The following is a 25,068-nucleotide window of genomic DNA, read 5'->3' on the forward strand; positions in this document are numbered from 1 at the left end:
GCATGAATTTGCGCTCTATAGCCCAAACTTCACCTTGTCTGGCTCAATAAAGTGGAGAAGAAGACACATATTTTCGGGTGATGGCAGTGAAGTCCGCACCGGGACTTACTAAATAGGGCGTAAGGCGTCCGACATGGAAGCGGCCGAACCTTGAATTCGGCATGAAGGAGAAATGCTGATGCCTGCAGTGCAGGAAACGATCGATCAGGTCCGCAAGATTGATGTGGACCAGTACAAATACGGTTTCGAGACGCTCATCGAGAGCGATCTGGCTCCCAAGGGGCTGAATGAGGACATCATACGCTTCATTTCGGCCAAGAAGGGCGAGCCGGAATGGATGACCGAATGGCGTCTTTCGGCCTATCGGCGCTGGCTGACGCTGACCGAGCCGTCATGGGCGCGCGTTTCCTATCCGAAGATCGATTTCCAGGATCTGCATTACTACGCCGCGCCGAAGAACACGCCTGGGCCGACCTCGCTCGATGAGGTCGATCCGGAGCTTCTGCGCACTTATGAGAAGCTGGGCATCCCGCTGAAAGAGCAGGAGATTCTTGCCGGCGTCCGCAAGCCGGGCGAGACCAGCCCGACCGACGGTGAAGACGGCGAGGCCGACGGCAATGTCTATGGCTCCGGCCGCGTGGCCGTCGACGCCGTGTTCGATTCCGTTTCGGTGGTGACGACCTTTAAGAAGGAACTTGCCAAGGCGGGCGTCATTTTCTGCTCGATCTCCGAAGCCATTCGCGAATATCCCGAGCTGGTGCGGAAATATCTGGGCTCGGTCGTGCCGATCTCCGACAATTTCTACGCCACGCTCAATTCCGCGGTCTTTACCGACGGCTCCTTCGTCTATGTGCCGAAGGGCGTGCGCTGCCCGATGGAGCTTTCGACCTATTTCCGCATCAACGAGAAGAACACCGGCCAGTTCGAGCGCACGCTGATCATCGCCGAAGAGGGCGCCTACGTTTCCTATCTGGAAGGCTGCACGGCGCCGCAGCGCGACGAAAACCAGCTTCACGCCGCGGTGGTCGAACTGGTGGCGCTGGACGATGCCGAGATCAAATATTCTACGGTCCAGAACTGGTATCCGGGCGATGCGCAGGGCAAGGGCGGCATCTACAATTTCGTCACCAAGCGCGGCGATTGCCGGGGCAACAATTCCAAGATTTCCTGGACGCAGGTCGAGACCGGCTCGGCGATCACCTGGAAGTACCCGTCCTGCCTGCTGCGCGGCGACAATTCGCGCGGCGAGTTCTATTCGATCGCCGTCTCCAACGGCCATCAGCAGATCGATTCGGGCACCAAGATGATCCATCTCGGCAAGAACACGTCGAGCCGCATCATCTCGAAGGGCATTTCCGCCGGCCACTCGAACAACACCTATCGCGGCCAGGTCTCGGCCCACCGCAAGGCGACCAACGCGCGCAACTTCACCCAGTGCGACAGCCTGCTGATCGGCAACGACTGCGGGGCGCACACGGTGCCCTATATCGAGGCCAAGAACGCGACGGCCCAGTTCGAGCACGAGGCGACGACGTCGAAGATCTCCGAGGACCAGCTCTTCTACGTGATGCAGCGCGGCATCCCGGAGGAGGAGGCGATCGCGCTGATCGTCAACGGCTTCGTCAAGGACGTCATCCAGGAGCTGCCGATGGAGTTTGCCGTCGAGGCGCAGAAGCTCATCGGCATTTCGCTTGAAGGCTCGGTCGGCTGATCGGCACTGAATTTTGGGAAGATAAAGACATGCTTGAAATCAAGAACCTGCACGCCCGTATCGCCGAGGACGGCACTGAAATCCTGCGCGGCGTAAACCTGTCCGTGAAGGCGGGGGAGGTGGCCGCCATCATGGGGCCGAACGGCTCCGGCAAGTCGACGCTCTCCTATGTGCTGGCCGGGCGCGAGGACTACGAGGTCACCGAGGGCGACATTCTTTACAACGGGGAATCGATCCTCGAGATGGACCCGGCCGAGCGCGCCGCCGCCGGCCTGTTTCTGGCCTTCCAGTATCCGATGGAGATACCGGGCGTGGCGACCATGGAATTCCTGAAGGTTGCGGTGAATTCGCAGCGCAAGGCGCGCGGGGAGCCCGAGCTGAAGATTCCCGAAATGCTGAAGCGGGTCCGCCAGGCGGCCGACGAGCTGGACATGGACATGGCCATGCTCAAGCGGCCGCTCAATGTGGGTTTTTCCGGCGGTGAGAAGAAGCGCGCCGAAATCCTGCAGATGAAGCTGCTGGAGCCGAAGCTGTGCGTGCTGGACGAGACGGATTCGGGCCTCGACATCGACGCGCTCAAGATCGTGGCCGATGGCGTCAACGTGCTGCGCTCTCCCGATCGGGCGATTGTCGTGATCACCCATTACCAGCGCCTGCTCGACTACATCGTGCCCGACAGCGTTCACGTGCTCTACAAGGGGCAGGTGATCAAGTCCGGCCAGAAGGAGCTGGCGCAGGAGCTCGAGAAGAACGGCTATGCCGGCATCGTCAACGAAGCGGCCTGAGGTGCGTGACATGAACGTTATCACGCAGATGAAGCGGACGGCGGCCGAGGATGCGCTGATCGACAGCTATGACGTGCGCGCGGCGGATCTGCCGGGCGATGCCAAGGTGACGGTCAAGCGCGACGAGGCGGTTGAGCTGCTGAAAAGCGGCCTGCCGACGCGCAAGGTGGAAGCCTGGCACTACACGGATTTGCGCCGTCTTCTGGCCTCGGTGCCGGCGTTCGACCTGGAAGCCTATGCCGAGCCGGTGGAACCTCTGCTCGCCGGCGCTTCGGTGCTGCCGGTGCTGAACGGCGTGGCCGGGCGGGCGGCGGCGCCCGACGGCGCCAGGCTCGCAAGCTTTGCCGAGGGGCTGGCCTCCGGAGAGTTCGCCGCCCTTCTGGGCTCCTCCGGCCATGACGACCCCGTCTCGGCCATCAACTCGGCCCTCGTCGCCGACGGTTTCGTGCTGGATATTCCGGCCGGCGTGGAACTGGCCCAGCCGGCCGAACTGCAGAACGTCCATGGCGGCGGCCAAGCCCATTCGCGCTTTGTCGTTCGGGCGGGCGCCGGCGCAAAAGCCGCCATCATTGAACGCCAGACCGGCAAGGGCGCGGCACTCGTCTCCTCGATCAGCCATCTCGATGTCGGCGACGATGCCGAGATCAGCTATCTGATCATTCAGGAGCAGCCGCAGGATGTGAGCCATTTGGGCCAGATCAACATCCGCATCGGCAAGGGCTCCAGCCTCACGCTGTTCGTCATGAACACCGGCGGCAAGCTGGTGCGCCAGGAAGTGCGCGTGGTGGCCGCCGGCGAGGGCTCGCAGTTCAAGCTGCGCGGCGTCAACCTCCTGTCGGGAGACAGCCACACCGACGTGACCATGGTGCTGGACCATCTGGCGCCGCAGACCGTCTCGACCGAGACGTTCCGCAACGTCGTCACGGGCAAGGCGGAAGGCGTGTTCCAGGGGCAGATTCGGGTGGCCCGCGATGCCCAGAAGACAGACGCGAAGATGGCCTGCAACACGCTGCTGCTTTCGGATGAAGGTTCGTTCTCCTCCAAACCGGAACTCGAGATCTTCGCCGACGACGTGGCCTGCGGCCATGGCGCGACGGTGACCGAGATCGAGCAAGACCATCTGTTCTATCTCATGGCCCGCGGCATCAGCGAGAAGGTGGCCCGGGGGCTGCTGGTCAAGGCCTTTGTCGCCGAGGTGATCGAGGAACTGGAAGACGAGGCCGTCGTCGAAGCGCTGGAGGTAAAGCTCGACGCGTGGTTCGCCGAGCACGGGTAAGGCGCCTTCGCACCTCCTCGTCGCGAGAGCCTGGGTGCTATCGCAAAGGGGGCGAATGGTGCCCGGGTCGAGGCGAGGACCGGGCCGTGCGCGGCGATGTTCTTCCGATCGGTCCCGGATAGCCGTCCGGGCTTCCGGAATGACGCCACGGACATTCGGGACGGCAAACAGGAAGGTTGAGGCAGTGGACCAGAAGGTCGAAAACAAGAGCTACGACGTCGAGGCCGTCCGCCGCGACTTCCCGATCCTGGCGCGCGAGGTATACGGCAAGCCGCTGGTCTATCTCGACAACGCCGCCTCGGCACAGAAGCCGCAGGCCGTTATCGACGCCGTGACCGATGCCTATTCCAACCAATACGCCAATGTGCATCGCGGCCTCCATTTCCTTTCCAACGCGGCCACCGACGCCTACGAGAAGGCGCGCGAGACCGTGCGGCGCTATCTGAACGCGCCGAGCACGGATGAGATCGTCTTCACCAAATCGGCGACCGAGGCCATCAACACCGTGGCCCATGGCTATGCCATGCCGCGGATCGGCGAGGGCGACGAGGTGGTGCTGTCGATCATGGAGCACCACTCCAACATCGTGCCGTGGCATTTCCTGCGCGAAAGACAGGGCGCAAGGCTGGTCTGGGCACCGGTGGAAGAGGACGGCTCCTTCTCGCTGGAGAAGTTCGAAGCCTGCCTGAGCGATCGCACGAAGCTGGTGGCCATCACCCAGATGTCCAATGTGCTCGGCACCGTCACGCCGATCGCGGAGATCGTCCGCATTGCCCATGCGCGCGGCATTCCGGTGCTGGTCGACGGCAGCCAGGGCGCGGTGCACATGCCCGTCGACATGCAGGCGCTGGGCTGCGACTTTTATGTCTGCACCGGCCACAAGCTCTACGGCCCCTCGGGCATCGGCGTTCTTTATGGCCGCAAGGAGATGCTTGCGCAGATGCGGCCGTTTCAGGGCGGCGGCGAGATGATCGAGGACGTGACGGAAGACGATGTCACATATAACGATCCGCCGCACCGTTTCGAGGCGGGAACGCCGCCGATCGTGCAGGCGATCGGCCTTGGCGCGGCGTTGGAATATATCGAGCGGCTCGGCCGCGAGAACATCGCCGCCCACGAAGCCGACCTTGCAAAATACGCCCATGAACGGCTCGGCCAGATCAATTCGATGCGCATTTTCGGCACCGCGCCGGGCAAGGGCGCCATCCTGTCCTTCGAGCTGAAGGGCATCCACGCGCACGACGTTTCGATGGTGATCGACCGCTCGGGCGTGGCCGTCCGCGCCGGCACGCACTGCGCCCAGCCGCTTCTGAAACGACTGGGCGTGACCTCGACATGCCGTGCCTCATTCGCCATGTATAATACACGGGCCGAGGTGGACGCCCTGGCCGAAGCGCTCGACAAGGCACGCAAATTTTTCGGCTGAAAGCGCGATTTCCCGCGTTTTTCCGGGTGAAAACCCATGTTTTTGGGGTGAAACGATGAGCGAAACGACTGAGAACGAGCCGAACGGGGCCGTGGACGCCCAGAAGACGGCATCGGCCATACCCCAGGAGGAGCTGGCGCGCCTGACCGACGATATCGTCTCGGCGCTGAAGACGGTCTACGATCCCGAGATCCCGGCCGACATCTACGAGCTTGGCCTGATCTACAAGATCGACATCGAGGACGACCGCTCGATCAAGATCGACATGACGCTGACGGCGCCAGGCTGCCCGGTCGCCGGCGAGATGCCCGGCTGGGTGGAAAACGCGGTGAGCGCGGTGGAGGGCGTGGGCAATGTCGAGGTCAACATGGTCTTCGACCCGCCCTGGACCCCCGACCGCATGTCGGAAGAAGCGCAATACGCGGTGGGATGGTACTAGCCGGCACAATGGCCGGTTGCCCTCGATCCCGCTCGATCGCGGGTCTGCGGGTGCTTGCAACCTGCTTCGGACTTGACCATCTTAGGCATGAGAACCTTCCGCGAGTCTTGACCTCGCAGTGAATGGAGAAGTTTATGGGCCGGTTTCAGGTAATATCCATCACGGACGCAGCGGCTGCCCGCGTGCGTGAGATCGTCGACACGCGGGAAAGCGCCCATGGCGTGCGCGTCGGCATAAGGAAGGGCGGCTGCGCGGGCATGGAATATACGGTCGACCTCGTCACGGAGCCGGACCCCAAGGACGACCACATCGAGCATGAGGGGGCGCACATCTATGTGGCGCCGGAGGCCGCGCTGTTCCTTCTGGGAACCCAGATGGACTTCGAGACGACGAAGCTGCGCACCGGCTTCACCTTCAAGAACCCGAACCAGAGCTCGGCCTGCGGCTGCGGCGAATCCGTCGAGCTCAAGCCGGCCGATCTGAAGGCGCTGGCAGAAGCACGCGCGGAGGGTGCGGCCGGCTAATCGACCCACATGCCGTTTCGCCGGTGCCATGCGGCAATCGATTCTTCCGGGTAAAGATCGAAGATCACGTCACCATCGCGGACGTTCGGCTCGACCCAGCTGGCCTTGTATTTCAGCATGAGATGCACCCGGCTGGGCGCCGCGGGCAGCTCGGTGTCGATGGCCGATGCGAAGGGATGGACGAGGTCCGGCCAGGTCGGGTCGTAAAGCCACAGCGCCGCGCCGCATTCGCGGCAGAACCGGCGCTCGCCGGTCGATATCTCGCAACGGGGACGCTCGTCATCCTCGATGTCCGCCCGGTAAAGGCCAAGATGCTCGCCGCCTTCGACGACCAGCGTCGAGGCATTTGCTCCGAGATTGATTGCATACCCGCCGCCGCCCTGCTGCTTGCGGCATATGGTGCAGTAGCAGAGCTGGTAGGGGACGGGCGTGTGGCTTTCGACCGCGAACCTGACCGCGCCGCAGCGGCATGAGCCTTTCAGCATCATGGGCATGGCAACCTCCAACGGGATGGGCACAGGAGGAAGTCTAGAGCAGATCATCGCTTCACTGAAACGCTGATCTGCTCAATCTACTTGTTTTTACCGCATTTGTGCGACGTCAGGTGATTCCACCTGACTGCAAAATGCTCTAGACTTCCTGGCCGTCCCTGTCAGCCGCCGGGGACCGTCTCCTGACAATCCAGGGAGGGAAGATCCGCGACCTGTCCACGCCCGCGCGAAAACAGCGCGCGACAGGCAAAGATCAGACCTTGCCCGGCACTTTCATGAAATCGGGGATATCGTTGCCGAAGCCGATGGGCGCATCGCCCTCGTCGCGGTCTTCGCGGCGGCGCGGCGCGCGCTGGCGCTCGGTCGAGCCTGCGTTGGCGGACTTGATCTCGTCCCGGCGGCGCCGCTTGTCGGCCTGCTTCTCCGGAGCCGGCCGGCTGGCCCTGGCCGGCTCGCCGGCCTCGGCCGGTTCGGGAGCCTCGGCTGGCTCGGGCGCCTTGGCTGGCTCGGGCGCTGTGTCGCGGCGGCGGTTGCGCTCGCCGTCCTTCCTGCCGCGTCCCGATGGCTTCTCGCCGCGTTCGCTACGGCCGCCACGGCGCGGCCTCTCGTCGGCCTCTTCCTCGGCCGAGACGGTGCTGAGATCGCCATCGAACCACTCGATCTTCTGGCCGATCAGCTTCTCGATCGCATCGAGATACTTGACGTCCGACTTCGAAACGAGCGTGAAGGCCTTGCCCGAGCGCCCCGCGCGGCCGGTGCGGCCGATGCGATGCACATAGTCTTCCGCATGGGTCGGCACGTCGAAATTGAAGATGTGGCTGACGTCCGGGATATCGAGCCCGCGCGCGGCCACGTCGGAAGCCACGAGCAGCCTCAGCTTGCCGGCCCGGAAACCCTCCAGCATCGCCATGCGCGCCCGCTGGTCCATGTCGCCATGAAGCGCGCCTGCATCGAACTCGTGGCGCACGAGCGAACGGAACAGCGTCGCGACCTCGGTCTTGCGGTTGCAGAAGATGATGGCGTTCTTCAGCGCGTCGCCCTCGGCGGTGATGAGCTCGCGCAGGCGCTGGCGTTTGGCCCAGGGCTTCGATCCCGTCTTGACCAGGCGCTGGGTGATGTTGATCGCCGTCGATGCCGGCCTGGAAACCTCGATACGAACCGGGGCCTGCAGGAACTGCTGGGTGAGCTTGGTGATCTCCGGCGGCATGGTTGCCGAGAAGAACAGCGTCTGGCGGGTGAAGGGGATCAGCTTGCAGATGCGCTCGATGTCGGGGATGAAGCCCATGTCGAGCATGCGGTCCGCCTCGTCGATGACGAGAATTTCGACGCCTGTCAGAAGCAGCTTGCCGCGCTCGTGGTGGTCGAGAAGGCGGCCGGGGGTGGCGATCAGCACGTCGGCCCCGCGCTCCAGCTTCTTCTCCTGCTCGTCGAATGAGACGCCGCCGATCAGAAGCGCGATGTTGAGCCTGTGGTTCTTGCCGTATTTGACGAAATTTTCCTCGACCTGGGCCGCCAGCTCGCGCGTCGGCTCCAGGATCAGCGTGCGCGGCATGCGCGCCCTGGCGCGCCCGCGCTCCAGCCGCGTCAGCATGGGCAGCACGAAGGACGCCGTCTTGCCGGTGCCGGTCTGCGCGATTCCCAGCACATCCTTGCCCTGCAGCGCATGGGGAATGGCGCCGGCCTGGATCGGGGTGGGGATCGTGTAACCGGCGTCAGTGACGGCGGAGAGCACTTTCGGCGAAAGGCCGAGCTCTGCAAATGTCACGGCTTGCTGTGCGTTTTCTTCGGTGTCTGACACGTATTGGCTGTCTTTGCTTCTCAAGAATTGTGGCTATTGCCGGGTCGATTGTGGCTGCTGCCGGGTCTTTGCCGATCAGGCGCTCCCGATCCTGACGGGCCGCGGCGTCGGCTGCCAGGGGCGCCGAAGAACTTCCGCGTCCGCGCGGAACCGCGCATATAATCAGCGCGATATGCCCCGCAGCGATCAAATGAACGCGCGCGCGGCCAATGTCAACAGCGCTATTGCCTTCCGGCCTCGCCAAAAGGGCGATTCCGGCAGGGCGGGGGCATTTTCGCGCTAATCCGCTCAGTAGCGGAATTGTTCCGACAGGATGCGCTCATCCCATGAATGGCTCGCGTCGAAGAGGAGCGTCACCGTCCGGTCGTGCGCTTCGCGCACCCGCACATGCCGCACCGACTTGATCTCCGTATGGTCGGCGACGGCGTTGACCGGGCGCTTTTCGTGCTCGAGTATCGAGAAGTCGACGGTCGACTGGTTCGGCAGCAGCGCGCCGCGCCAGCGCCGCGGCCGGAACGGGCTTACCGGCGTCAGCGCCAGGAGCGGCGCATCGAGCGGCAGGATGGGGCCGTGGGCCGACAGGTTGTACGCCGTCGAGCCGGCGGGCGTGGCGACCATCACCCCGTCGCAGATCAGCTCCTCGAGCCGCACCTTGCCGTCTATGGAGATCCGTATCTTGGCCGCCTGGTAGGACTGGCGCAGCAGCGACACTTCGTTGATCGCCATCGCCGTCCTCGTGCCGCCATCGGCCTCGGTGACGGTCATCTCCAGCGGGCGGACGGTTTCGGGGATGGCCGCCGCGATCCGCTCGCGCAGGCCTTCCTCCCGGTATTCGTTCATCAGGAAGCCGATCGTGCCGCGGTTCATGCCATAGATCTTCTTGTCATGGCCCATCATGTCGCGCAGCGTCTGCAGCATGAAGCCATCGCCGCCAAGCGCGACGATCACCTCGGCATTTTCCGGCTTTTCCTGGCCGTAGAGGACCGAGAGCCTCGCCGCGGCGTCGCGCGCGTCTTCGGATTCGGTCGACACGAAGGCGAGGGAGAGGGCGGAGGACTTCATGGGAATGGCGGCTTCCGATCTGTTTCAACCATGTCCGCGCGGAACGGCCATCCCGGTTACCACGGGCGGCTGCCGCTGCAAAGCGCGGGCGCTGCCGCCACGGCAGATTGCCCCTGCGCACGGCGTCGAAGGGTAGTTTGCTGTCGGTCCGCTTTCGGCGTGCGGCCACGAAAAGCAGACGCCTATCAAAATTCTGAGGCATATGCAGGCTGCAGGCGCCGGAAGAACCTGGGCATTGGGGACAACCAAGCCCGGTCGTGCGAACGGACGTGTCAGATGATTTCCGATAAAGCGCTCTTAAGGTGATCCGTGAATGCCCTGACTTTTGCGGGGAGGAAATGCGACGTGGGAAAGACGGCATGCACGTCGAGCGACGCATACTGATAAGCCGGCATGACCTGCACCAACTTGCCGGTGGCAAGTTCCGCCCGTATCTGGGGTAGCTGTGCGCCGCCCAGGCCAAGGCCGGCCACGAGCGCCTTGGTGAGCACGAAAGTATTGTTGGCAAGGAAGCTGGTGTGCACCGCTACCGACAGCGGCCCTGCCGGACTGATCAACGGCATGGTGTCGTCGGTCGCAGCCCAACTGAACCGCACCTGCCGATGTGTCGACAACTCTTCCGGCGTCTCGGGCGTGCCATGTTGTGCAAGATAGGCAGGCGCGGCAACCAGAATACGATGGAGCGTGCCGAGCCGACGCGCGATGAGGCCAGAGGACCGCAGGGTACCGAAGCGAACGGCAAGGTCGACCGCCTGCTCGGTCAGGTCCACATATCGGTCGTCCAGCATCAATTCCGTGATCAGCCCAGGATGCATCAGCTGAAACGCGATTGCGATATCGGACAGATACATCTGGCCGAAACCGGTTGGCGCGTGAATGCGGAGGCGACCCGTCAACCGGCGTTCAGCGCCAGCGACCAGTTCGGTCGCTTCATCGACCGCGGCGAGCACTGGCTTGACCCGCGAATAATATGCCAGACCCGCTTCGGTGAGCGCCACTTGACGTGTGGTCCGGTTGACCAGCCGCACGCCCAGATGCCGCTCCAGCGCGCTGACTCTCTGGCTGATGGCAGGCTGGGACAGCTTCAGGTCCCGGCCTGCCGCAGACAGGCTACCCAATTCGGCCACCCGCACGAACACGCCCATTGCGGCCAGGACATCCATCAAAGCACCCCAAAGTTTTCTTTATAGCTGATAGCACATCAAGAGGCCTGCAGCGCCAGGAGTAAATAAATGATGCTGCGCCATCGCCCATCGGGGGCGCTTGGAGAACAGCATGTCCGAAACACGAAAAACCGCCCTGGTGGTTGGGGCCAATGGCGTAATTGGCGGCAATCTCATCGACCATCTGCTGACACTGGATGATTGGGATATCGTCGGGCTGTCACGCCGGGGTGGCGCCTCCAGGGGACGTGTCCGCTATATCGCTGTCGATCTGCTCGACCGCGAGGCCACCTGCCAAGCCCTCGCCAAACTATCTGAGGTCACGCATATCTTTTATGCTGCCTACCAGGATCGCCCCAGCTGGGCCGCGCTGGTGCCGCCAAATCTGGCGATGCTGGTCAATGTTGTCGATGCGATCGAGCCCGTCGCCAACGGGTTGCAGCACATCAGCCTCATGCAGGGCTACAAGGTCTATGGCGCCCATCTCGGCCCCTTCAAGACGCCGGCGCGAGAGAGTGACGCCAATCACATGCCGCCCGAATTTAATATCGACCAGCAGGTGTTTCTCGAACAGCGGCAGATCCGCCAGACTTGGACATGGTCCGCATTGCGCCCTTCCGTGGTCATCGGTTTCGGGTTGGGCAATCCGATGAACCTCGCCATGGTGATCGCCATTTACGCCAGCATGTCCAAGGAACTGGGACTGCCACTCCGCTTCCCGGGCAAGCCAGGCGCCTATGACAGCCTGCTGGAGATGACGGACGCCGGGCTGCTGGCGCGAGCCACGGTATGGGCAGCCACCACGCCGGGCTGTGCAAACCAAGCTCTCAATATCACCAACGGTGACCTGTTTCGCTGGAGCGAAATGTGGCCCAGGATCGCGGCTTATTTCGAACTGGACCTGGCGCCGCCCCTGCCAATGCACCTGTCGACTATCATGGCTGACAAGGAACCCCTATGGGCAGACATGATCGAACGTCACGGACTGGCAGATATCAGCTATTCGGAGGTGTCGTCCTGGCCTTTCGGTGATGCTGTCTTTAGCTGGAACTACGACTTTTTCGCCGACGGATCGAAGGCACGGCGCCTAGGCTTTCACGAACATGTCGACACGGCAACAATGTTCTTTTCAGTGTTCGATGATCTGCGTGCACGCAAGATCATTAGCTAGCGGTCCACTGCCGGGGCGGTGTTCGCCGCCGCCCCTCTCGCCCAGCTAGATGGCTGGTTTTCGATTTCGCCGGATCGTCGACAAGCGTTCGAGATGGGGTCGGTTGCTGCCGCTCAGGCGATGGAATTCTCTCTGGTTCCCCTGTTCTGAAGCACCAGATCACGAATGTCGGCGCCAAGCTGATCATCTTGCCATGCTCGTTCTAGTTCAGCGGAGACCTCACCTAGCTTTGCCGCCTTCAAGGCATAGAAAGCTGCTACTAAACAATGATCAGCGAAATGCGCCGTAGCTGCGGCTTGCGCGATAGAACGGGCAATCGCCACCGACACACCACTTCGGTACTCTCTCGCCGCGGCATGTGCAGCGACTGACGCTTTTTGAGCCACGCCCGTTTGAACCTCTCCCGCCTCCCACCTTCGCGAAACCGCGATTGCATCAATCAGCCTTTGGTCCAGTTCGTCGGGCATGAGGGGCAAAACATGCTTGGCACAGTTTCGCCCCCATGCCATGAGCGCGCGGTGCTGGCGTGTCTCAAGTGGGCCGCCGCGGTGGGCTGCGACAAATCGTTTGTCTCGCATAGATGTTCACCCGATTATATAATTCGCATGGGCGCCCTTCGCCATCTACGGCTGTTTTCGGTAAGGCTGCCATGATATCGAACTGCTGGAATGGGGTCGAATTTTGCCATTCCCGCGAGGCGCTAAACCTTCCCTATCGTTTCGGAACGGGTAAGCCGTCGCGGGAGATAGGTCGGCAGGTTGTCTCTAGGGCCCGTCCAAAAGGGCAAAACAACGCTCGAAAAACTGGAGAATGGTGCCCCCGGCAGGATTCGAACCCGCGACCCCCTGATTACAAATCAGGTGCTCTACCAACTGAGCTACAAGGGCATGGCGCCGCGCATAGCATAATCGCGGGCCGAGGGAAATGAAAACTGGTCTTCAAGGCCCGACAGGAAATATGGGGGCCGGGCAGCCCCGGCGCCACCCCCCGTCCTCAATGCTCTGCCGGCGGCGCATGCCCTATCCGGAAGCCGTCCTGCCCAGTTGACGCCTGGCGATATAGAGCGAGACGGCTGCCGCGTTCGACACGTTCAGCGAACGAATGGCGCCCGGCATGTCGAGGCGCGCGAGCTTCGTCACGGTTTCGCGCGTTTTGTGGCGCAGGCCCTTGCCTTCGGCGCCCAGGACCAGCGCGATCTTGCCGCCGTCGAGAGCTTGCTCGAGGACGAGCGGGCCGTCCGAATCCAGCCCCACCGTCTGGAAACCGGCGCCATGAAGCTCCGTCAGCGCATCGGCGAGATTGCGCACCTCGATATGGTCGAGATGTTCGAGCGCGCCCGAGGCCGATTTAGCCAGCACGCCGGATTCGGCCGGGCTGTGCCGCGCCGTCGTCACCAGCGCGTCGACGCCGAAGGCGACCGCGGAGCGCATGATGGCGCCGACATTGTGCGGGTCGGTGACCTGGTCGAGCACCAGCACCAGCCGGGCATCGCCGAGGCCGCCAAGGGTGCGCGTCTTGCGCGGCCGGGTCTCGATCAGCACGCCCTGGTGGACGGCATCGGGGCCGGTGAGCGCGTCGATCGCCCTCGGCTCGACCAGCTCGGCGGGAAAGGGCAGGGCGTCGAGGGGCCCGAGCTCCAGCCGCTGGGCCGCGTTGCGGGTAACCAGCATGCGCGCGATCTTGCGGCCGGGATTGTCGAGCGCGGCGCGCACGGTGTGCAGGCCGTAAAGCCGCACGAGGCCTTCCGGCGGCGCCGTCGGCGGCGGAGCCTCGCCGCCCTGCCGCTCCCGGTGAGCCCGGCGCAGGCGCGCATAGTGGCTGTCTTTCGGCGTTCTGCCGTTGTTTGCACTGTTCATCGCGCCCATATAGACGACGATCGGCCCGCCCGCCATCCGCCCGGGCGCGGCGCGCGACATTTTTCTGACGCCGATGGCCAAGGCGCTGTTGACAGGAACAAGCCCGGTGGCCATAAGGCGCATCGCGGATTTCGGACGTGGCCTGAGGGCGGCGGAAGAGCCGCGGCAGAACTCGTTGCATGGTTCCGGCGACAGCACGGAGGGGTGTCCGAGTGGTTAAAGGAGACGGACTGTAAATCCGTTGGCTATGCCTACGCTGGTTCGAATCCAGCCCCCTCCACCACTGTCGGCCAGGTGATCGTGAATGCGGGTATAGCTCAATGGTAGAGCAGCAGCCTTCCAAGCTGAATATGCGGGTTCGATTCCCGCTACCCGCTCCAGCGCGTCCGTGGTTTCTCATTCACGACTAGCGAGCCGGCCAGGTTTCACGGCCTGCCTGAAAGTGGGCGCCGCGGTGCTGCCCGACCCGGAAGCCATCTATCCATGCGATCGGCAAATCGGCTAGACAGTGCGAGAAAGCGCGCGGCTTCGCGGTTGTCTCTGTGACAACAGTTTGGAAGCCGCGCTGAGGATCATGCGCCGAAGCGTTCGATGACTTCGGCTAGCGTGACATGACCTTGGCACGCCCCCGACCCGCCCGGCATTTCACCGTTCTCCAGCGCCGTTGCATAGATGACAGCCGGGTCCGCCTCGATGCGCCGACGTATGGCGGCGAGGTTGGGCCAGCGTTCGGGATCGGCGACGTTATGAAAATCGAGCCACCGCGCAACGCCGACGAGGATGCCGTCCGCCAGTGTCGGATGTTCTCCGAGAAGGAACGGCCCGTCACCGATCATGGATTCCAGCTTGTCGTGACGCTCGATCACACTTTCGCTGCCCCACTTGCGGAGCACTGTCTGCATCTGCGGGTTTGGCGGCTCCATTTCCAGTGCAGCCCAGAGCGGGCTGAAAGCGCCGGTGAAGCCGGTGTTCACATAGGCCATCAGCTGGTGCATCCTGTCAGCTTCAGGCGATAGGGGTTCGAAGCTTATGCGACGCTCCGAGTCCCTTGCCTCCAGCCATGCCGCGATGGCCATCGTCTCGGTCAGAATGCGGCCCTCGTCAGTGATGAATGCCGGCGTTTCGTGCCTTGCATTGATCCGGGCATAGGAGGGATCGCGCATCTCGCCCAGCATATCCACCCGGCAGAGACGGTAGGGCTTGCCGAGCCACTCGAGGGCGGCGACGAGGCCCATGGAGCTTCCGGCGGGGAAGCCGTAGAGAAGAATCGGTTCCAATTTCTGTACTCCGTGATTTCTGTTGATCACGCTGCGCAGCGAAACTGGAAGTTACGCACATGCGTTCCCAAGTAAATTACGCATCTTTTTGTAACCACGATCAGAGCAGGGCCATGAAAGATCTCGTTTCCCGTTGTCCGATTGAGGAGGTCATGCAAGTGCTGAGCGGACGCTGGCCATCGCTCCTTCTCTACTACCTGAAGGACGGCACCAAGCGCTTCAGCGATCTGCAGCGGGACAATCCCACGGTCTCCCACCGGATGCTGACGCTCGAACTGCGTAAGCTCGAAGCCGCCGGTATCGTTCAGCGCACTACATTCGATGGTTACCCGCTGCGGGTCGAATATGATCTGACGCCTGCCGGGCTCAAGCTCGTACCTCTCATCGACGCCCTGGGTGACTGGTGGGATGAAACGGAGAATATGCGCATAAGGAGGGCGAGCATTCCAGCGGCCGACGTATAGGGCGCGCCTGCGGTGTCAGCCGCATCTGCGGATCCGCGAGATTCGTGATTTCTGCTTGCGCTCGAACCGCTATGGCTGGACGGGAAGACCTGGGCGCCAGCGGGGCGGCGTTGGAGCGCGCGGTTGGCCGGCGATGGCGAAAGGGCTTGTTTTTTCCGCACATAATCGCTAATCGCCCCGGCATCTGACAATTCCAACCATGCCGCCCAAGGGAAATTGAGATGGCCAAAGGTAAATTCGAGCGCAACAAGCCGCATGTGAACATCGGTACGATTGGTCACGTTGACCATGGCAAGACGTCGCTGACGGCTGCGATCACGAAGTATTTCGGCGAGTACCGGGCCTACGACACGATTGACGGTGCGCCAGAGGAGAAGGCGCGCGGCATCACGATTTCGACGGCGCATGTGGAATATGAGACGGAAGCCCGTCACTATGCGCATGTCGACTGCCCGGGCCATGCCGATTATGTGAAGAACATGATCACCGGCGCGGCGCAGATGGACGGCGCGATCCTGGTGGTCTCGGCGGCCGACGGCCCGATGCCGCAGACGCGCGAGCACATTCTCCTGGCCCGCCAGGTCGGCGTTCCGGCGGTTGTGGTGTTTTTGAACAAGGTCGACCAGGTCGACGATGCGGAGCTTCTGGAGCTGGTCGAGCTCGAGGTCCGCGAGCTTCTGTCGAGCTATGATTTTCCCGGCGACGACATTCCGATCGTCAAGGGCTCGGCGCTTGCGGCGCTGGAGGATTCCAACAAGGAGATCGGCGAGGACGCGATCCGCGCGCTGATGGCCGAGGTGGACAAGTACATCCCGACGCCGGAGCGTCCGATCGACCAGCCGTTCCTGATGCCGATCGAGGACGTGTTCTCGATCTCGGGCCGCGGCACGGTGGTGACGGGGCGCGTCGAGCGCGGCGTGATCAAGGTCGGCGAGGAAGTGGAGATCGTGGGCATCCGCGACACGACCAAGACGACGGTGACGGGCGTGGAGATGTTCCGCAAGCTTCTGGACCAGGGCCAGGCGGGCGACAATATCGGGGCGCTGATCCGCGGCATCGACCGCGAGGGCGTGGAGCGCGGCCAGGTTCTGTGCAAGCCCGGTTCGGTGAAGCCGCACAAGAAGTTCAAGGCCGAGGCCTACATCCTGACCAAGGAGGAGGGCGGGCGCCACACGCCGTTCTTCACCAACTACCGTCCGCAGTTCTACTTCCGCACGACGGACGTGACCGGCGTGGTCTCGCTTCCCGAAGGCACGGAAATGGTGATGCCGGGCGACAATGTGACGGTCGACGTCGAGCTGATCGTGCCGATCGCCATGGAGGAGAAGCTGCGCTTCGCCATCCGCGAAGGCGGCCGCACCGTCGGCGCCGGCATCGTCGCAAGCATCACCGAGTAAGGTCTCGACGGAAGGCTGGGGATTATCCCCGGCCTTCCGCTTTTTTCTTGATGCGCGGACCGTCTGCGCATAGATAGCGGCGTGCCGCGCTGAACGGCATGCACAGGGGTATAGCTCAGTTGGTAGAGCGGCGGTCTCCAAAACCGCAGGTCGCAGGTTCGAGCCCTGCTGCCCCTGCCATCCGCCTTCGGCAAGGCGCGGCTGGTTCCGTTTTCCGCGCAGGATGCGGCGGTTTGACAGGCAGCTTCCTTTGTGCGGCCGAATGGCCGCAGGGTGCTTTAAGGGCCTTGCGCATCGGCGAAATCGGAACTATGTAGGTGAAAGACAGGCGGTGCGTGGAGCCGGGAGCGGCTTTACGCGCCTTTGTTGCATGTGTGGAACTACTTGATTCGCCGGCCGGCGGATCGGCATGTTCCGCGGGGCGAAGGCGGCAGCGAGCCGTTCTCGCTGGAAAATCTCCGGGATGTTCCGACGGAATATCCTTGGGCGCTTCAAAAAATAAAGAGCGATAGATGGCGTCGAAGACCACGAACCCCTTTACGTTTCTTCAGCAGGTTCGATCCGAGACCGCGAAGGTCACCTGGCCTTCGCGGCGTGAAACCTTGATTTCGACCGTTATGGTCCTGGCATTCGCCACGCTGGCCGCGCTCTTTTTCTTTGCCGCTGACCAGCTGATGTCGCGGGCAATCGAGCTGATCCTCCAGATCGGCGTCTGAATTACACGTCTGCGGCCTAGGGAGACATTTTTGCGATGACTGCGCGGTGGTATATTGTCCACGCCTATTCCAATTTCGAGAAGAAGGTTGCCGAATCCATCGAGGAGCAGGCTCGCCAGAAAGGGCTGAGCCACGAGATCGATCAGGTTGTGGTGCCCACCGAGAAGGTCGTCGAGGTTCGCCGCGGCCGCAAGGTGGACGCCGAGCGCAAGTTTTTCCCGGGCTATGTGCTGGTCAAGGCCAACCTTACGGATGCCGTGTTCAGCCTGATCAAGAATACGCCGAAGGTGACCGGGTTCCTGGGCGATTCCAAGCCGGTGCCGATCACCGAGGCCGAGGCCGAGCGCATCCTGGTCCAGGTTCAGGAGGGCGTCGAGCATCCCAAGCCGTCGGTGACCTTCGAGGTCGGCGAGCAGGTGCGGGTTTCGGACGGCCCCTTCGCGTCCTTCAACGGCGTCGTTCAGGAAGTCGACGAGGAGCGTTCGCGGCTCAAGGTGGAAGTTTCGATCTTCGGGCGCGCGGTGCCCGTCGATCTCGAATTCGGTCAGGTCGAAAAGGGCTGACCGGCTGCGCCGGCTCTTCCCCGCAAGGTGATATGGCCGGCGCTGAAATGGTGGAAGGGCAGGGCGGCGTAGCCGGTCGCCTGCAGCCCGGACCACCGAACTGCAACCGCCGGCCCATGCCTTGCGAGGATGGCCGGCAGAACAACAAGGCAGACAGAGATGGCTAAGAAAGTTGCAGGCCAGCTCAAGCTTCAGGTTCCCGCCGGGTCGGCCACGCCGTCGCCCCCGATCGGTCCTGCGCTTGGTCAGCGTGGCATCAACATCATGGAATTCTGCAAGGCGTTCAACGCCCAGACGCAGGAAATGGAAAAAGGTTCGCCTATCCCGGTCGTGATCACCTACTACCAGGACAAGTCGTTCGCCTTCACCATGAAGACCCCGCCGGTGAGCTACTTCCTCAAGAAGGAAGCCAAGCTCAAGTCGGGCTCCAAGGAGCCGGGCAAGGTGGTCATCGGCCAGATCTCGCGCGACAAGGTGCGCCAGATCGCCGAGGCGAAGCTGAAGGACCTGAACGCAACGAACGTGGAAGCGGCCATGCGCATGGTCGAGGGCTCCGCCCGTTCCATGGGCCTTGAAGTGGTGGGCTGAAGACATGGCGACAAAACTTTCAAAGCGCGTGGCCAAGACCCGCGAAGGCATCGACCCCAACAAGCACTACTCGCTTGAGGAGGCCGTCAAGCTTCTGAAGGAACGTGCGATCGCCAAGTTCGACGAGACCGTCGAAGTGGCTATGAACCTGGGCGTCGACCCCCGCCATGCGGACCAGATGGTGCGCGGCGTCGTGAACCTGCCGAACGGCACGGGCCGCACCGTGCGCGTAGCCGTCTTCGCCAGGGGCGACAAGGCTGAGGAAGCCAAGGCCGCGGGCGCGGACATCGTCGGCGCCGAGGACCTGGTGGAGACCGTGCAGAAGGGCGAGATCGATTTCGACCGCTGCATCGCGACCCCCGACATGATGCCGCTGGTCGGCCGTCTCGGCAAGGTGCTGGGCCCGCGCGGCCTGATGCCGAACCCGAAGGTGGGCACGGTGACACCTGACGTGGCTGCCGCCGTCAAGGCATCCAAGGGCGGCGCCGTCGAGTTCCGCGTCGAGAAGGCCGGCATCGTGCATGCCGGCGTCGGCAAGGCCTCCTTCGACGACAACGCGATCGCGGAGAACATCCGCGCTTTCGCCGATGCCGTCATCAAGGCCAAGCCGGCCGGCGCCAAGGGCAACTATCTCAAGCGCGTGGCGCTGACGACGACGATGGGCCCGGGTCTGAAGATCGACCCGTCGACGCTCGCCGCATCGTAATTCTTCGCCAGGGGAGCCCGCTCCCCTGGCGAGACCGTTCCGGACCGGCAACGGTTCCGGGAGCCGAGGGGAAACCCCCGGCAAGTCCTGTCCGAGACTGCAGGCGGCTCGCCTTAATACGATAATGAGCCTGCATGAGACGGGTGCGGCCCGAAATTTTGCCTGTTCGATCAGGCGGATGGAAGGTTCGAACCGTGTATGCCTTTTGCCCGTTCTCCGGCCCTGCCGGGGTGGCGAAAGGGGGCAGGATCCTCGAACGTCGTTCGGGTGATCCAGGAAATGGATGGCCCGGCCGGCAAAAGGCAACCCGGCGGCATCGTGCATCAAGACGTGCCGTCTAATGGAGAAAGGCTGTGGACAGAGCGGAGAAACGCGAATTCGTCACGGGCCTGAACGCGGTGTTCAACAACACCGGTTCTGTGGTCGTGGCCCACTATGCCGGACTGACCGTCGCGCAGATGAACGACCTCAGGTCGAGGATGCGTGAGGCGGGCGGTACCGTCAAGGTCGCGAAGAACCGTCTCGCCAAAATCGCTCTTCAGGGAACGCCGTCCGAAAGCATTCAGGCCCTCTTCGAGGGACAGACCCTGATTGCCTATTCGGACGATCCGGTTACGGCCCCCAAGGTCGCCGCCGACTTCGCCAAGGGCAATGACAATCTTGTCATTCTCGGCGGAGCGATGGGGGCGACCGCGCTCGACGCGGACGGTGTGAAGGCGCTTGCCTCGCTGCCGTCGCTGGACGAGCTGAGGGCAAAGATCGTCGGCATGATTTCCACGCCGGCAACCCGGATCGCCCAGGTCGTCAACGCGCCGGCAGGAAACCTTGCCCGCGTATTTGGCGCCTATTCCCGGAAGGACGAGGCGGCATGAGGCCGTTCCAGACCATCAACACACGTTCGAACCTTGCAAAGGAAATGACAAATGGCTGATCTTGCCAAGATCGTTGACGATCTTTCCAACCTCACCGTCCTCGAGGCGGCTGAACTGTCGAAACTGCTCGAGGAGAAGTGGGGCGTGTCCGCCGCTGCTCCCGTGGCCGTGGCTGCCGGCGGCGCTGCCGCGCCTGCCGAAGCTGCCGAAGAGAAGACCGAATTTGACGTTGTGCTGGCCGATGCCGGCGCTCAGAAGATCAACGTCATCAAGGAAGTCCGCGCGATCACGGGCCTCGGCCTGAAGGAAGCCAAGGACCTGGTCGAAGCCGCTCCCAAGGCCGTCAAGGAAGGCGTGTCGAAGGACGAGGCCGAGAAGGTCAAGGCACAGCTCGAAGGCGCCGGCGCCAAGGTCGAGCTGAAGTAACAAGGCTTCCGGCCCGCCGGTTTTCCGGCGGGCCGGGCCAGGATGCAAGGCGAGAAAACCTATTTCCTGAGAGCCGGAACCGGCTTTTAGGAAACGGGTTTTTTGCCCGTTTGGATTGGTCGTCCACGTGACGGCCCTTAGATGTTGGCAGGCAAGCCAGGCAAGGCAGGCAAGGAGCGACGATGGCCCAGACCCAGACATTCAACGGTCGCAGGCGCGTACGCAAGTTTTTCGGGAAGATTCCGGAAGTTGCGGAGATGCCGAATCTCATCGAGGTTCAAAAAGCATCCTATGATCAGTTCCTCATGGTCGAGGAGCCCGAAGGCGGGCGCGGCGACGAGGGGCTTCAGGCGGTGTTCAAGTCGGTATTCCCGATATCCGACTTCGCCGGCTCGGCCATGCTCGAATTCGTTTCCTACGAGTTCGAGGCGCCGAAATTCGACGTGGAAGAATGCCGTCAGCGCGATCTCACCTACGCGGCGCCGCTGAAGGTGACGCTGCGCCTGATCGTGTTCGATATCGACGAGGACACGGGCGCCAAGTCGATCAAGGACATCAAGGAGCAGGACGTCTACATGGGCGACATGCCGCTCATGACGTCCAACGGCACCTTCATCATCAACGGCACCGAGCGCGTGATCGTCTCGCAGATGCACCGTTCGCCGGGCGTCTTCTTCGACCACGACAAGGGCAAGTCGCACTCCTCGGGCAAGCTCTTGTTCGCGGCGCGCGTGATCCCCTATCGCGGATCGTGGCTCGACATCGAGTTCGACGCCAAGGACGTGGTGCACGCCCGCATCGACCGCAGGCGCAAGATCCCGGTGACGTCGCTTCTGATGGCGCTCGGCATGGACAGCGAAGAGATCCTGTCGACCTTCTACGAGCAGATGACCTATGTCCGTGACGGCGAAGGCTGGCGCGTGCCTTACGCCGCGGACCGTTTCCGCGGCATGAAGGCCAGCGTCGACCTGATCGACGCCGACACCGGCGAGGTCGTCGTCGAGGCCGGCAAGAAGATCACCGCCCGCCAGGCGCGTCAGCTCGCCGAGAAGGGCCTGAAGGCGATCCGGGCCACCGAGGAAGATCTGCTCGGCAACTATCTTGCCGAGGACATCGTCAATCCGGAAACCGGCGAGATCTTCCTGGAAGCCGGCGACGAGATCGACGAGAAGACGCTGAAGGTGCTGCTCGAGACGGGCGCCACCGAGGTTCATTTTCTCGATATCGACCACGTCAATATCGGCGGCTACATCCGCAACACGCTGGTGGCCGACAAGAACGAGGGCCGCCAGGACGCTCTGTTCGACATCTACCGCGTCATGCGTCCGGGCGAGCCGCCCACGCTGGAGACGGCGGAGGCGATGTTCAACTCGCTGTTCTTCGACCCCGAGCGCTACGACCTGTCGGCCGTCGGCCGCGTGAAGATGAACATGCGGCTCGAGCTCGACTGCCCGGACACCGTCCGCGTCCTGCGCAAGGAGGACATCATCGCGGTGGTCAGGACGCTGGTCGAGCTGCGCGACGGCAAGGGCGAGATCGACGACATCGACAATCTCGGCAACCGCCGCGTGCGCTCGGTCGGCGAGCTCATGGAGAACCAGTACCGCGTTGGCCTCCTGCGCATGGAGCGCGCCATCAAGGAGCGCATGTCGTCGATCGAGATCGACACGGTCATGCCGCAGGACCTGATCAACGCCAAGCCGGCGGCCGCCGCCGTGCGCGAGTTCTTCGGCTCCTCGCAGCTCTCGCAGTTCATGGACCAGACGAACCCGCTGTCGGAGATCACCCACAAGCGCCGCCTGTCGGCGCTCGGCCCCGGCGGTCTGACGCGCGAGCGCGCCGGCTTCGAGGTGCGCGACGTGCACCCGACCCATTACGGCCGCATCTGCCCGATCGAGACGCCGGAAGGCCCGAATATCGGTCTGATCAACTCGCTCGCCACCTTCGCCCGGGTCAACAAGTACGGCTTCATCGAGAGCCCGTACCGCAAGATCATCGACGGCAAGGTCTCGCACGAGGTCGTGTATCTGTCGGCCATGGAAGAAGCCAAGCACTACGTCGCGCAGGCCAATGCCCAGCTCGACAAGGACGGCTCCTTCACCGACGAGTTCGTGATCTGCCGCCATGCGGGCGAAGTGCTGATGGCGCCGCGCGAGAACGTGGACCTGATGGACGTGTCGCCGAAGCAGCTCGTCTCCGTCGCCGCCGCGCTCATCCCGTTCCTGGAGAACGACGATGCCAACCGCGCTCTGATGGGCTCGAACATGCAGCGTCAGGCCGTGCCTCTGGTGCGCGCCGAGGCGCCGTTCGTCGGCACCGGCATGGAGCCGATCGTGGCCCGTGATTCAGGCGCCGCCATCGCCGCCCGCCGCACGGGCGTGGTCGATCAGGTGGATGCGACCCGTATCGTCATCCGCGCGACGGAAGACGTGGACGCCTCGCAATCGGGCGTCGACATCTACCGGCTGATGAAGTTCCAGCGCTCCAACCAGAACACCTGCATCAACCAGCGTCCGCTGGTGCGGGTGGGCGACCTGATCAACAAGGGCGACATCATCGCCGACGGTCCGTCGACCGACCTTGGCGATCTGGCGCTCGGCCGCAACGTGCTCGTCGCCTTCATGCCGTGGAACGGCTACAACTACGAGGACTCCATCCTCCTGTCCGAGCGCATCGTCCGCGATGACGTCTTCACCTCGATCCACATCGAGGAGTTCGAGGTCATGGCGCGCGACACCAAGCTCGGTCCGGAAGAGATCACGCGCGACATTCCGAACGTTTCGGAAGAAGCGCTGAAGAACCTCGACGAGGCCGGCATCACCTATATCGGCGCGGAAGTGCAGCCGGGCGACATTCTGGTCGGCAAGATCACGCCGAAGGGCGAGAGCCCGATGACGCCGGAAGAAAAGCTCCTGCGCGCCATCTTCGGCGAGAAGGCCTCCGACGTGCGCGACACCTCCATGCGCATGCCGCCCGGCACCTACGGCACGGTGGTCGAGGTGCGCGTCTTCAACCGCCACGGCGTGGAGAAGGACGAGCGCGCCATGGCGATCGAGCGAGAGGAGATCGAGCGGCTCGCCAAGGACCGTGACGACGAGCAGTCGATCCTCGACCGCAACGTCTATGCGCGTCTTTCCGACATGCTGATCGGCAAGGAGGCGATCGCCGGTCCGAAGGGCTTCAAGAAGGGCGGCAAGCTCGACGCCGAGGTCCTCGACGGCTATCCCCGTTCGCAGTGGTGGCAGTTCGCCCTCGAGGACGAGAAGCTGCAGAGCGAGCTCGAAGCGCTGCGCGCCCAGTACGACGAATCCAAGAAGGCGCTGGAGCAGCGCTTCATGGACAAGGTCGAGAAGGTCCAGCGCGGCGACGAGATGCCGCCCGGCGTCATGAAGATGGTCAAGGTCTTCGTCGCGGTGAAGCGCAAGATGCAGCCCGGCGACAAGATGGCCGGCCGCCACGGCAACAAGGGTGTCGTTTCGCGCATCATGCCGATCGAGGACATGCCGTTCCTCGAGGACGGCACCCATGTGGACATCGTGCTGAACCCGCTCGGCGTGCCGAGCCGCATGAATGTGGGGCAGATCCTGGAGACCCATCTGGGCTGGGCCTGCGCGGGCATGGGCAAGCAGATCGGCGACCTGATCGATTCCTACAACGAAAAGGGCGACATCAAGCCGCTGCGCACGACCATCGAGGGCCTGATCCCGGCCAACGAGCGCAACGAGCCGGTGCGCGACTATGACGATGACAGCGTCATCAAGCTGGCCGAGCAGATGCGGCGGGGCGTCTCGATCGCCACGCCGGTCTTCGACGGCGCGCATGAGGCGGACGTCAACGACATGCTCGAGGCAGCCGGCATGGAAACCAGCGGCCAGGTCACGCTCTACGACGGGCGTACGGGCGAGGCTTTCGACCGGCAGGTCACCGTGGGCTACATCTACATGCTCAAGCTGCACCATCTGGTCGACGACAAGATCCATGCCCGCTCCATCGGGCCGTACTCGCTCGTCACCCAGCAGCCGCTGGGCGGCAAGGCGCAGTTCGGCGGCCAGCGCTTCGGCGAGATGGAGGTCTGGGCCCTGGAAGCCTATGGCGCCGCCTATACGCTGCAGGAGATGCTGACGGTGAAGTCGGACGACGTGGCGGGCCGCACCAAGGTCTACGAGGCCATCGTGCGCGGCGACGACACGTTCGAGGCAGGCATTCCCGAGAGCTTCAACGTGCTGGTCAAGGAGATGCGCTCGCTGGGCCTCAATGTCGAGCTGGAGAACGCCGCCCCGGTCGACCAAGGGCTTCAGCAGCTGCCGGACGCAGCCGAATAACATGCGATTGCGCCGCGGCTTGAAGGCCGCGGCGC

23 protein-coding genes and 4 tRNA genes are annotated in these 25,068 nt (G+C 63.2%); 19 read left to right on the plus strand and 8 right to left on the minus strand.

Going from position 1 to position 25,068, the window contains the following annotated elements:
• Positions 1-178: 178 nt before the first annotated feature.
• The 6 genes from sufB to sufA all read left to right on the plus strand — a co-directional run bounded on the left by sufB (position 179) and on the right by sufA (position 6,161).
• The gene (sufB, locus tag NTH_RS19140) at positions 179-1,711 is read left to right on the plus strand and encodes a Fe-S cluster assembly protein SufB (RefSeq protein ID WP_338531517.1); all 1,533 of its coding nucleotides are present in this window, start codon (positions 179-181) and stop codon (positions 1,709-1,711) included.
• 29 nt (positions 1,712-1,740) lie between these two features.
• On the plus strand, positions 1,741-2,496 hold the full coding sequence (sufC, locus tag NTH_RS19145) for a Fe-S cluster assembly ATPase SufC (RefSeq protein ID WP_338531518.1): 756 nt from the start codon (positions 1,741-1,743) through the stop codon (positions 2,494-2,496).
• Between the two features lie 10 nt (positions 2,497-2,506).
• Positions 2,507-3,772, plus strand: coding sequence for a Fe-S cluster assembly protein SufD (gene sufD, locus NTH_RS19150; protein ID WP_338531519.1), 1,266 nt, complete (start codon positions 2,507-2,509; stop codon positions 3,770-3,772).
• Positions 3,773-3,956: 184 nt separating this feature from the next.
• Positions 3,957-5,198 carry a cysteine desulfurase gene (locus NTH_RS19155; protein WP_338531520.1) on the plus strand — a complete coding sequence of 414 codons (1,242 nt, stop codon included), beginning with the start codon at positions 3,957-3,959 and terminating at the stop codon, positions 5,196-5,198.
• Between the two features lie 55 nt (positions 5,199-5,253).
• Entirely contained in the window at positions 5,254-5,637 is a 384-nt protein-coding gene (locus NTH_RS19160; RefSeq protein WP_338531521.1) for an SUF system Fe-S cluster assembly protein, read from the plus strand.
• A gap of 134 nt (positions 5,638-5,771) precedes the next feature.
• Positions 5,772-6,161 (plus strand): Fe-S cluster assembly scaffold SufA, encoded by a 390-nt coding sequence (sufA, locus tag NTH_RS19165; RefSeq protein WP_338531522.1) that lies wholly within the window; start codon positions 5,772-5,774, stop codon positions 6,159-6,161.
• Here the strand turns inward: sufA and NTH_RS19170 are convergent.
• The 4 genes from NTH_RS19170 to NTH_RS19185 all read right to left on the minus strand — a co-directional run bounded on the left by NTH_RS19170 (position 6,158) and on the right by NTH_RS19185 (position 10,675).
• Complete coding sequence (locus NTH_RS19170; protein ID WP_338531523.1) at positions 6,158-6,655, minus strand: GFA family protein; 498 nt, start codon at positions 6,653-6,655, stop codon at positions 6,158-6,160. The two genes, sufA and NTH_RS19170, sit on opposite strands and share 4 nt — an antisense overlap.
• Before the next feature lie 250 nt (positions 6,656-6,905).
• Positions 6,906-8,450, minus strand: a complete 1,545-nt coding sequence (locus NTH_RS19175) for a DEAD/DEAH box helicase (protein WP_338531524.1) — start codon at positions 8,448-8,450, stop codon at positions 6,906-6,908.
• Positions 8,451-8,738: 288 nt separating this feature from the next.
• Positions 8,739-9,512: an NAD kinase gene (locus NTH_RS19180; RefSeq protein WP_338531525.1), complete on the minus strand. Its 774-nt coding sequence runs from the start codon at positions 9,510-9,512 to the stop codon at positions 8,739-8,741.
• A gap of 272 nt (positions 9,513-9,784) precedes the next feature.
• A complete protein-coding gene (locus NTH_RS19185) occupies positions 9,785-10,675 on the minus strand; it encodes a LysR family transcriptional regulator (protein WP_338531526.1) in 891 nt (296 codons plus the stop codon).
• 112 nt (positions 10,676-10,787) lie between these two features.
• Here NTH_RS19185 and NTH_RS19190 point away from each other — a divergent pair, with 112 nt between their 5' ends.
• Complete coding sequence (locus NTH_RS19190; protein WP_338531527.1) at positions 10,788-11,846, plus strand: SDR family oxidoreductase; 1,059 nt, start codon at positions 10,788-10,790, stop codon at positions 11,844-11,846.
• A gap of 113 nt (positions 11,847-11,959) precedes the next feature.
• Here the strand turns inward: NTH_RS19190 and NTH_RS19195 are convergent, their stop codons facing one another.
• The 3 genes from NTH_RS19195 to NTH_RS19205 all read right to left on the minus strand — a co-directional run bounded on the left by NTH_RS19195 (position 11,960) and on the right by NTH_RS19205 (position 13,702).
• A complete protein-coding gene (locus tag NTH_RS19195) occupies positions 11,960-12,424 on the minus strand; it encodes a putative immunity protein (RefSeq protein ID WP_338531528.1) in 465 nt (154 codons plus the stop codon).
• A gap of 233 nt (positions 12,425-12,657) precedes the next feature.
• Positions 12,658-12,733: transfer RNA gene (locus NTH_RS19200), tRNA-Thr, on the minus strand.
• A 132-nt stretch (positions 12,734-12,865) separates the two neighbouring features.
• A complete protein-coding gene (locus NTH_RS19205) occupies positions 12,866-13,702 on the minus strand; it encodes an RNA methyltransferase (RefSeq protein ID WP_338531966.1) in 837 nt (278 codons plus the stop codon).
• A 198-nt stretch (positions 13,703-13,900) separates the two neighbouring features.
• Between NTH_RS19205 and NTH_RS19210 the strand changes: the two genes are divergently transcribed.
• Positions 13,901-13,985: transfer RNA gene (locus tag NTH_RS19210), tRNA-Tyr, on the plus strand.
• 23 nt (positions 13,986-14,008) lie between these two features.
• Positions 14,009-14,082: transfer RNA gene (locus NTH_RS19215), tRNA-Gly, on the plus strand.
• A gap of 192 nt (positions 14,083-14,274) precedes the next feature.
• Here the strand turns inward: NTH_RS19215 and NTH_RS19220 are convergent.
• Complete coding sequence (locus NTH_RS19220) at positions 14,275-14,979, minus strand: glutathione S-transferase family protein (protein ID WP_338531529.1); 705 nt, start codon at positions 14,977-14,979, stop codon at positions 14,275-14,277.
• Positions 14,980-15,092: 113 nt separating this feature from the next.
• On the opposite strand from NTH_RS19220, the gene NTH_RS19225 reads away from it, so the two are divergent.
• The 10 genes from NTH_RS19225 (at position 15,093) to rpoB (ending at position 25,033) form a co-directional block, all read left to right on the plus strand.
• Positions 15,093-15,443: a helix-turn-helix domain-containing protein gene (locus tag NTH_RS19225; protein ID WP_338531530.1), complete on the plus strand. Its 351-nt coding sequence runs from the start codon at positions 15,093-15,095 to the stop codon at positions 15,441-15,443.
• Between the two features lie 221 nt (positions 15,444-15,664).
• Positions 15,665-16,840: an elongation factor Tu gene (tuf, locus tag NTH_RS19230; RefSeq protein ID WP_338531531.1), complete on the plus strand. Its 1,176-nt coding sequence runs from the start codon at positions 15,665-15,667 to the stop codon at positions 16,838-16,840.
• A 104-nt stretch (positions 16,841-16,944) separates the two neighbouring features.
• Positions 16,945-17,020, plus strand: a tRNA-Trp gene (locus NTH_RS19235).
• A gap of 332 nt (positions 17,021-17,352) precedes the next feature.
• Complete coding sequence (gene secE, locus NTH_RS19240) at positions 17,353-17,556, plus strand: preprotein translocase subunit SecE (RefSeq protein WP_265519990.1); 204 nt, start codon at positions 17,353-17,355, stop codon at positions 17,554-17,556.
• Positions 17,557-17,591: 35 nt separating this feature from the next.
• Positions 17,592-18,119 carry a transcription termination/antitermination protein NusG gene (gene nusG / locus NTH_RS19245; RefSeq protein WP_338531532.1) on the plus strand — a complete coding sequence of 176 codons (528 nt, stop codon included), beginning with the start codon at positions 17,592-17,594 and terminating at the stop codon, positions 18,117-18,119.
• Positions 18,120-18,278: 159 nt separating this feature from the next.
• Entirely contained in the window at positions 18,279-18,707 is a 429-nt protein-coding gene (rplK, locus tag NTH_RS19250) for a 50S ribosomal protein L11 (RefSeq protein WP_265519988.1), read from the plus strand.
• 4 nt (positions 18,708-18,711) lie between these two features.
• Positions 18,712-19,413, plus strand: coding sequence for a 50S ribosomal protein L1 (gene rplA / locus NTH_RS19255; RefSeq protein ID WP_338531533.1), 702 nt, complete (start codon positions 18,712-18,714; stop codon positions 19,411-19,413).
• A gap of 353 nt (positions 19,414-19,766) precedes the next feature.
• Positions 19,767-20,285, plus strand: a complete 519-nt coding sequence (rplJ, locus tag NTH_RS19260) for a 50S ribosomal protein L10 (protein ID WP_338531534.1) — start codon at positions 19,767-19,769, stop codon at positions 20,283-20,285.
• Between the two features lie 51 nt (positions 20,286-20,336).
• Complete coding sequence (rplL, locus tag NTH_RS19265) at positions 20,337-20,711, plus strand: 50S ribosomal protein L7/L12 (RefSeq protein WP_338531535.1); 375 nt, start codon at positions 20,337-20,339, stop codon at positions 20,709-20,711.
• 182 nt (positions 20,712-20,893) lie between these two features.
• Positions 20,894-25,033, plus strand: a complete 4,140-nt coding sequence (gene rpoB / locus NTH_RS19270) for a DNA-directed RNA polymerase subunit beta (protein WP_338531536.1) — start codon at positions 20,894-20,896, stop codon at positions 25,031-25,033.
• Positions 25,034-25,068: the final 35 nt, after the last annotated feature.

Source organism: Nitratireductor thuwali, from assembly GCF_036621415.1.
GTDB lineage: Bacteria > Pseudomonadota > Alphaproteobacteria > Rhizobiales > Rhizobiaceae > Chelativorans > Chelativorans thuwali.

Excerpts from the sequence above, each read along its gene's own strand:
- sufB (WP_338531517.1), top strand. The coding sequence starts at position 179 with ATGCCTGCAGTGCAGGAAACGATCGATCAGGTCCGCAAGATTGATGTG.
- sufC (WP_338531518.1), top strand. The coding sequence starts at position 1,741 with ATGCTTGAAATCAAGAACCTGCACGCCCGTATCGCCGAGGACGGCACT.
- sufD (WP_338531519.1), top strand. The coding sequence starts at position 2,507 with ATGAACGTTATCACGCAGATGAAGCGGACGGCGGCCGAGGATGCGCTG.
- NTH_RS19160 (WP_338531521.1), top strand. The coding sequence starts at position 5,254 with ATGAGCGAAACGACTGAGAACGAGCCGAACGGGGCCGTGGACGCCCAG.
- sufA (WP_338531522.1), top strand. The coding sequence starts at position 5,772 with ATGGGCCGGTTTCAGGTAATATCCATCACGGACGCAGCGGCTGCCCGC.
- NTH_RS19170 (WP_338531523.1), bottom strand. The coding sequence starts at position 6,655 with ATGCCCATGATGCTGAAAGGCTCATGCCGCTGCGGCGCGGTCAGGTTC.
- NTH_RS19180 (WP_338531525.1), bottom strand. The coding sequence starts at position 9,512 with ATGAAGTCCTCCGCCCTCTCCCTCGCCTTCGTGTCGACCGAATCCGAA.
- NTH_RS19185 (WP_338531526.1), bottom strand. The coding sequence starts at position 10,675 with ATGGATGTCCTGGCCGCAATGGGCGTGTTCGTGCGGGTGGCCGAATTG.
- NTH_RS19190 (WP_338531527.1), top strand. The coding sequence starts at position 10,788 with ATGTCCGAAACACGAAAAACCGCCCTGGTGGTTGGGGCCAATGGCGTA.
- NTH_RS19195 (WP_338531528.1), bottom strand. The coding sequence starts at position 12,424 with ATGCGAGACAAACGATTTGTCGCAGCCCACCGCGGCGGCCCACTTGAG.
- NTH_RS19205 (WP_338531966.1), bottom strand. The coding sequence starts at position 13,702 with ATGAACAGTGCAAACAACGGCAGAACGCCGAAAGACAGCCACTATGCG.
- NTH_RS19225 (WP_338531530.1), top strand. The coding sequence starts at position 15,093 with ATGAAAGATCTCGTTTCCCGTTGTCCGATTGAGGAGGTCATGCAAGTG.
- tuf (WP_338531531.1), top strand. The coding sequence starts at position 15,665 with ATGGCCAAAGGTAAATTCGAGCGCAACAAGCCGCATGTGAACATCGGT.
- secE (WP_265519990.1), top strand. The coding sequence starts at position 17,353 with ATGGCGTCGAAGACCACGAACCCCTTTACGTTTCTTCAGCAGGTTCGA.
- nusG (WP_338531532.1), top strand. The coding sequence starts at position 17,592 with ATGACTGCGCGGTGGTATATTGTCCACGCCTATTCCAATTTCGAGAAG.
- rplK (WP_265519988.1), top strand. The coding sequence starts at position 18,279 with ATGGCTAAGAAAGTTGCAGGCCAGCTCAAGCTTCAGGTTCCCGCCGGG.
- rplA (WP_338531533.1), top strand. The coding sequence starts at position 18,712 with ATGGCGACAAAACTTTCAAAGCGCGTGGCCAAGACCCGCGAAGGCATC.
- rplL (WP_338531535.1), top strand. The coding sequence starts at position 20,337 with ATGGCTGATCTTGCCAAGATCGTTGACGATCTTTCCAACCTCACCGTC.
- rpoB (WP_338531536.1), top strand. The coding sequence starts at position 20,894 with ATGGCCCAGACCCAGACATTCAACGGTCGCAGGCGCGTACGCAAGTTT.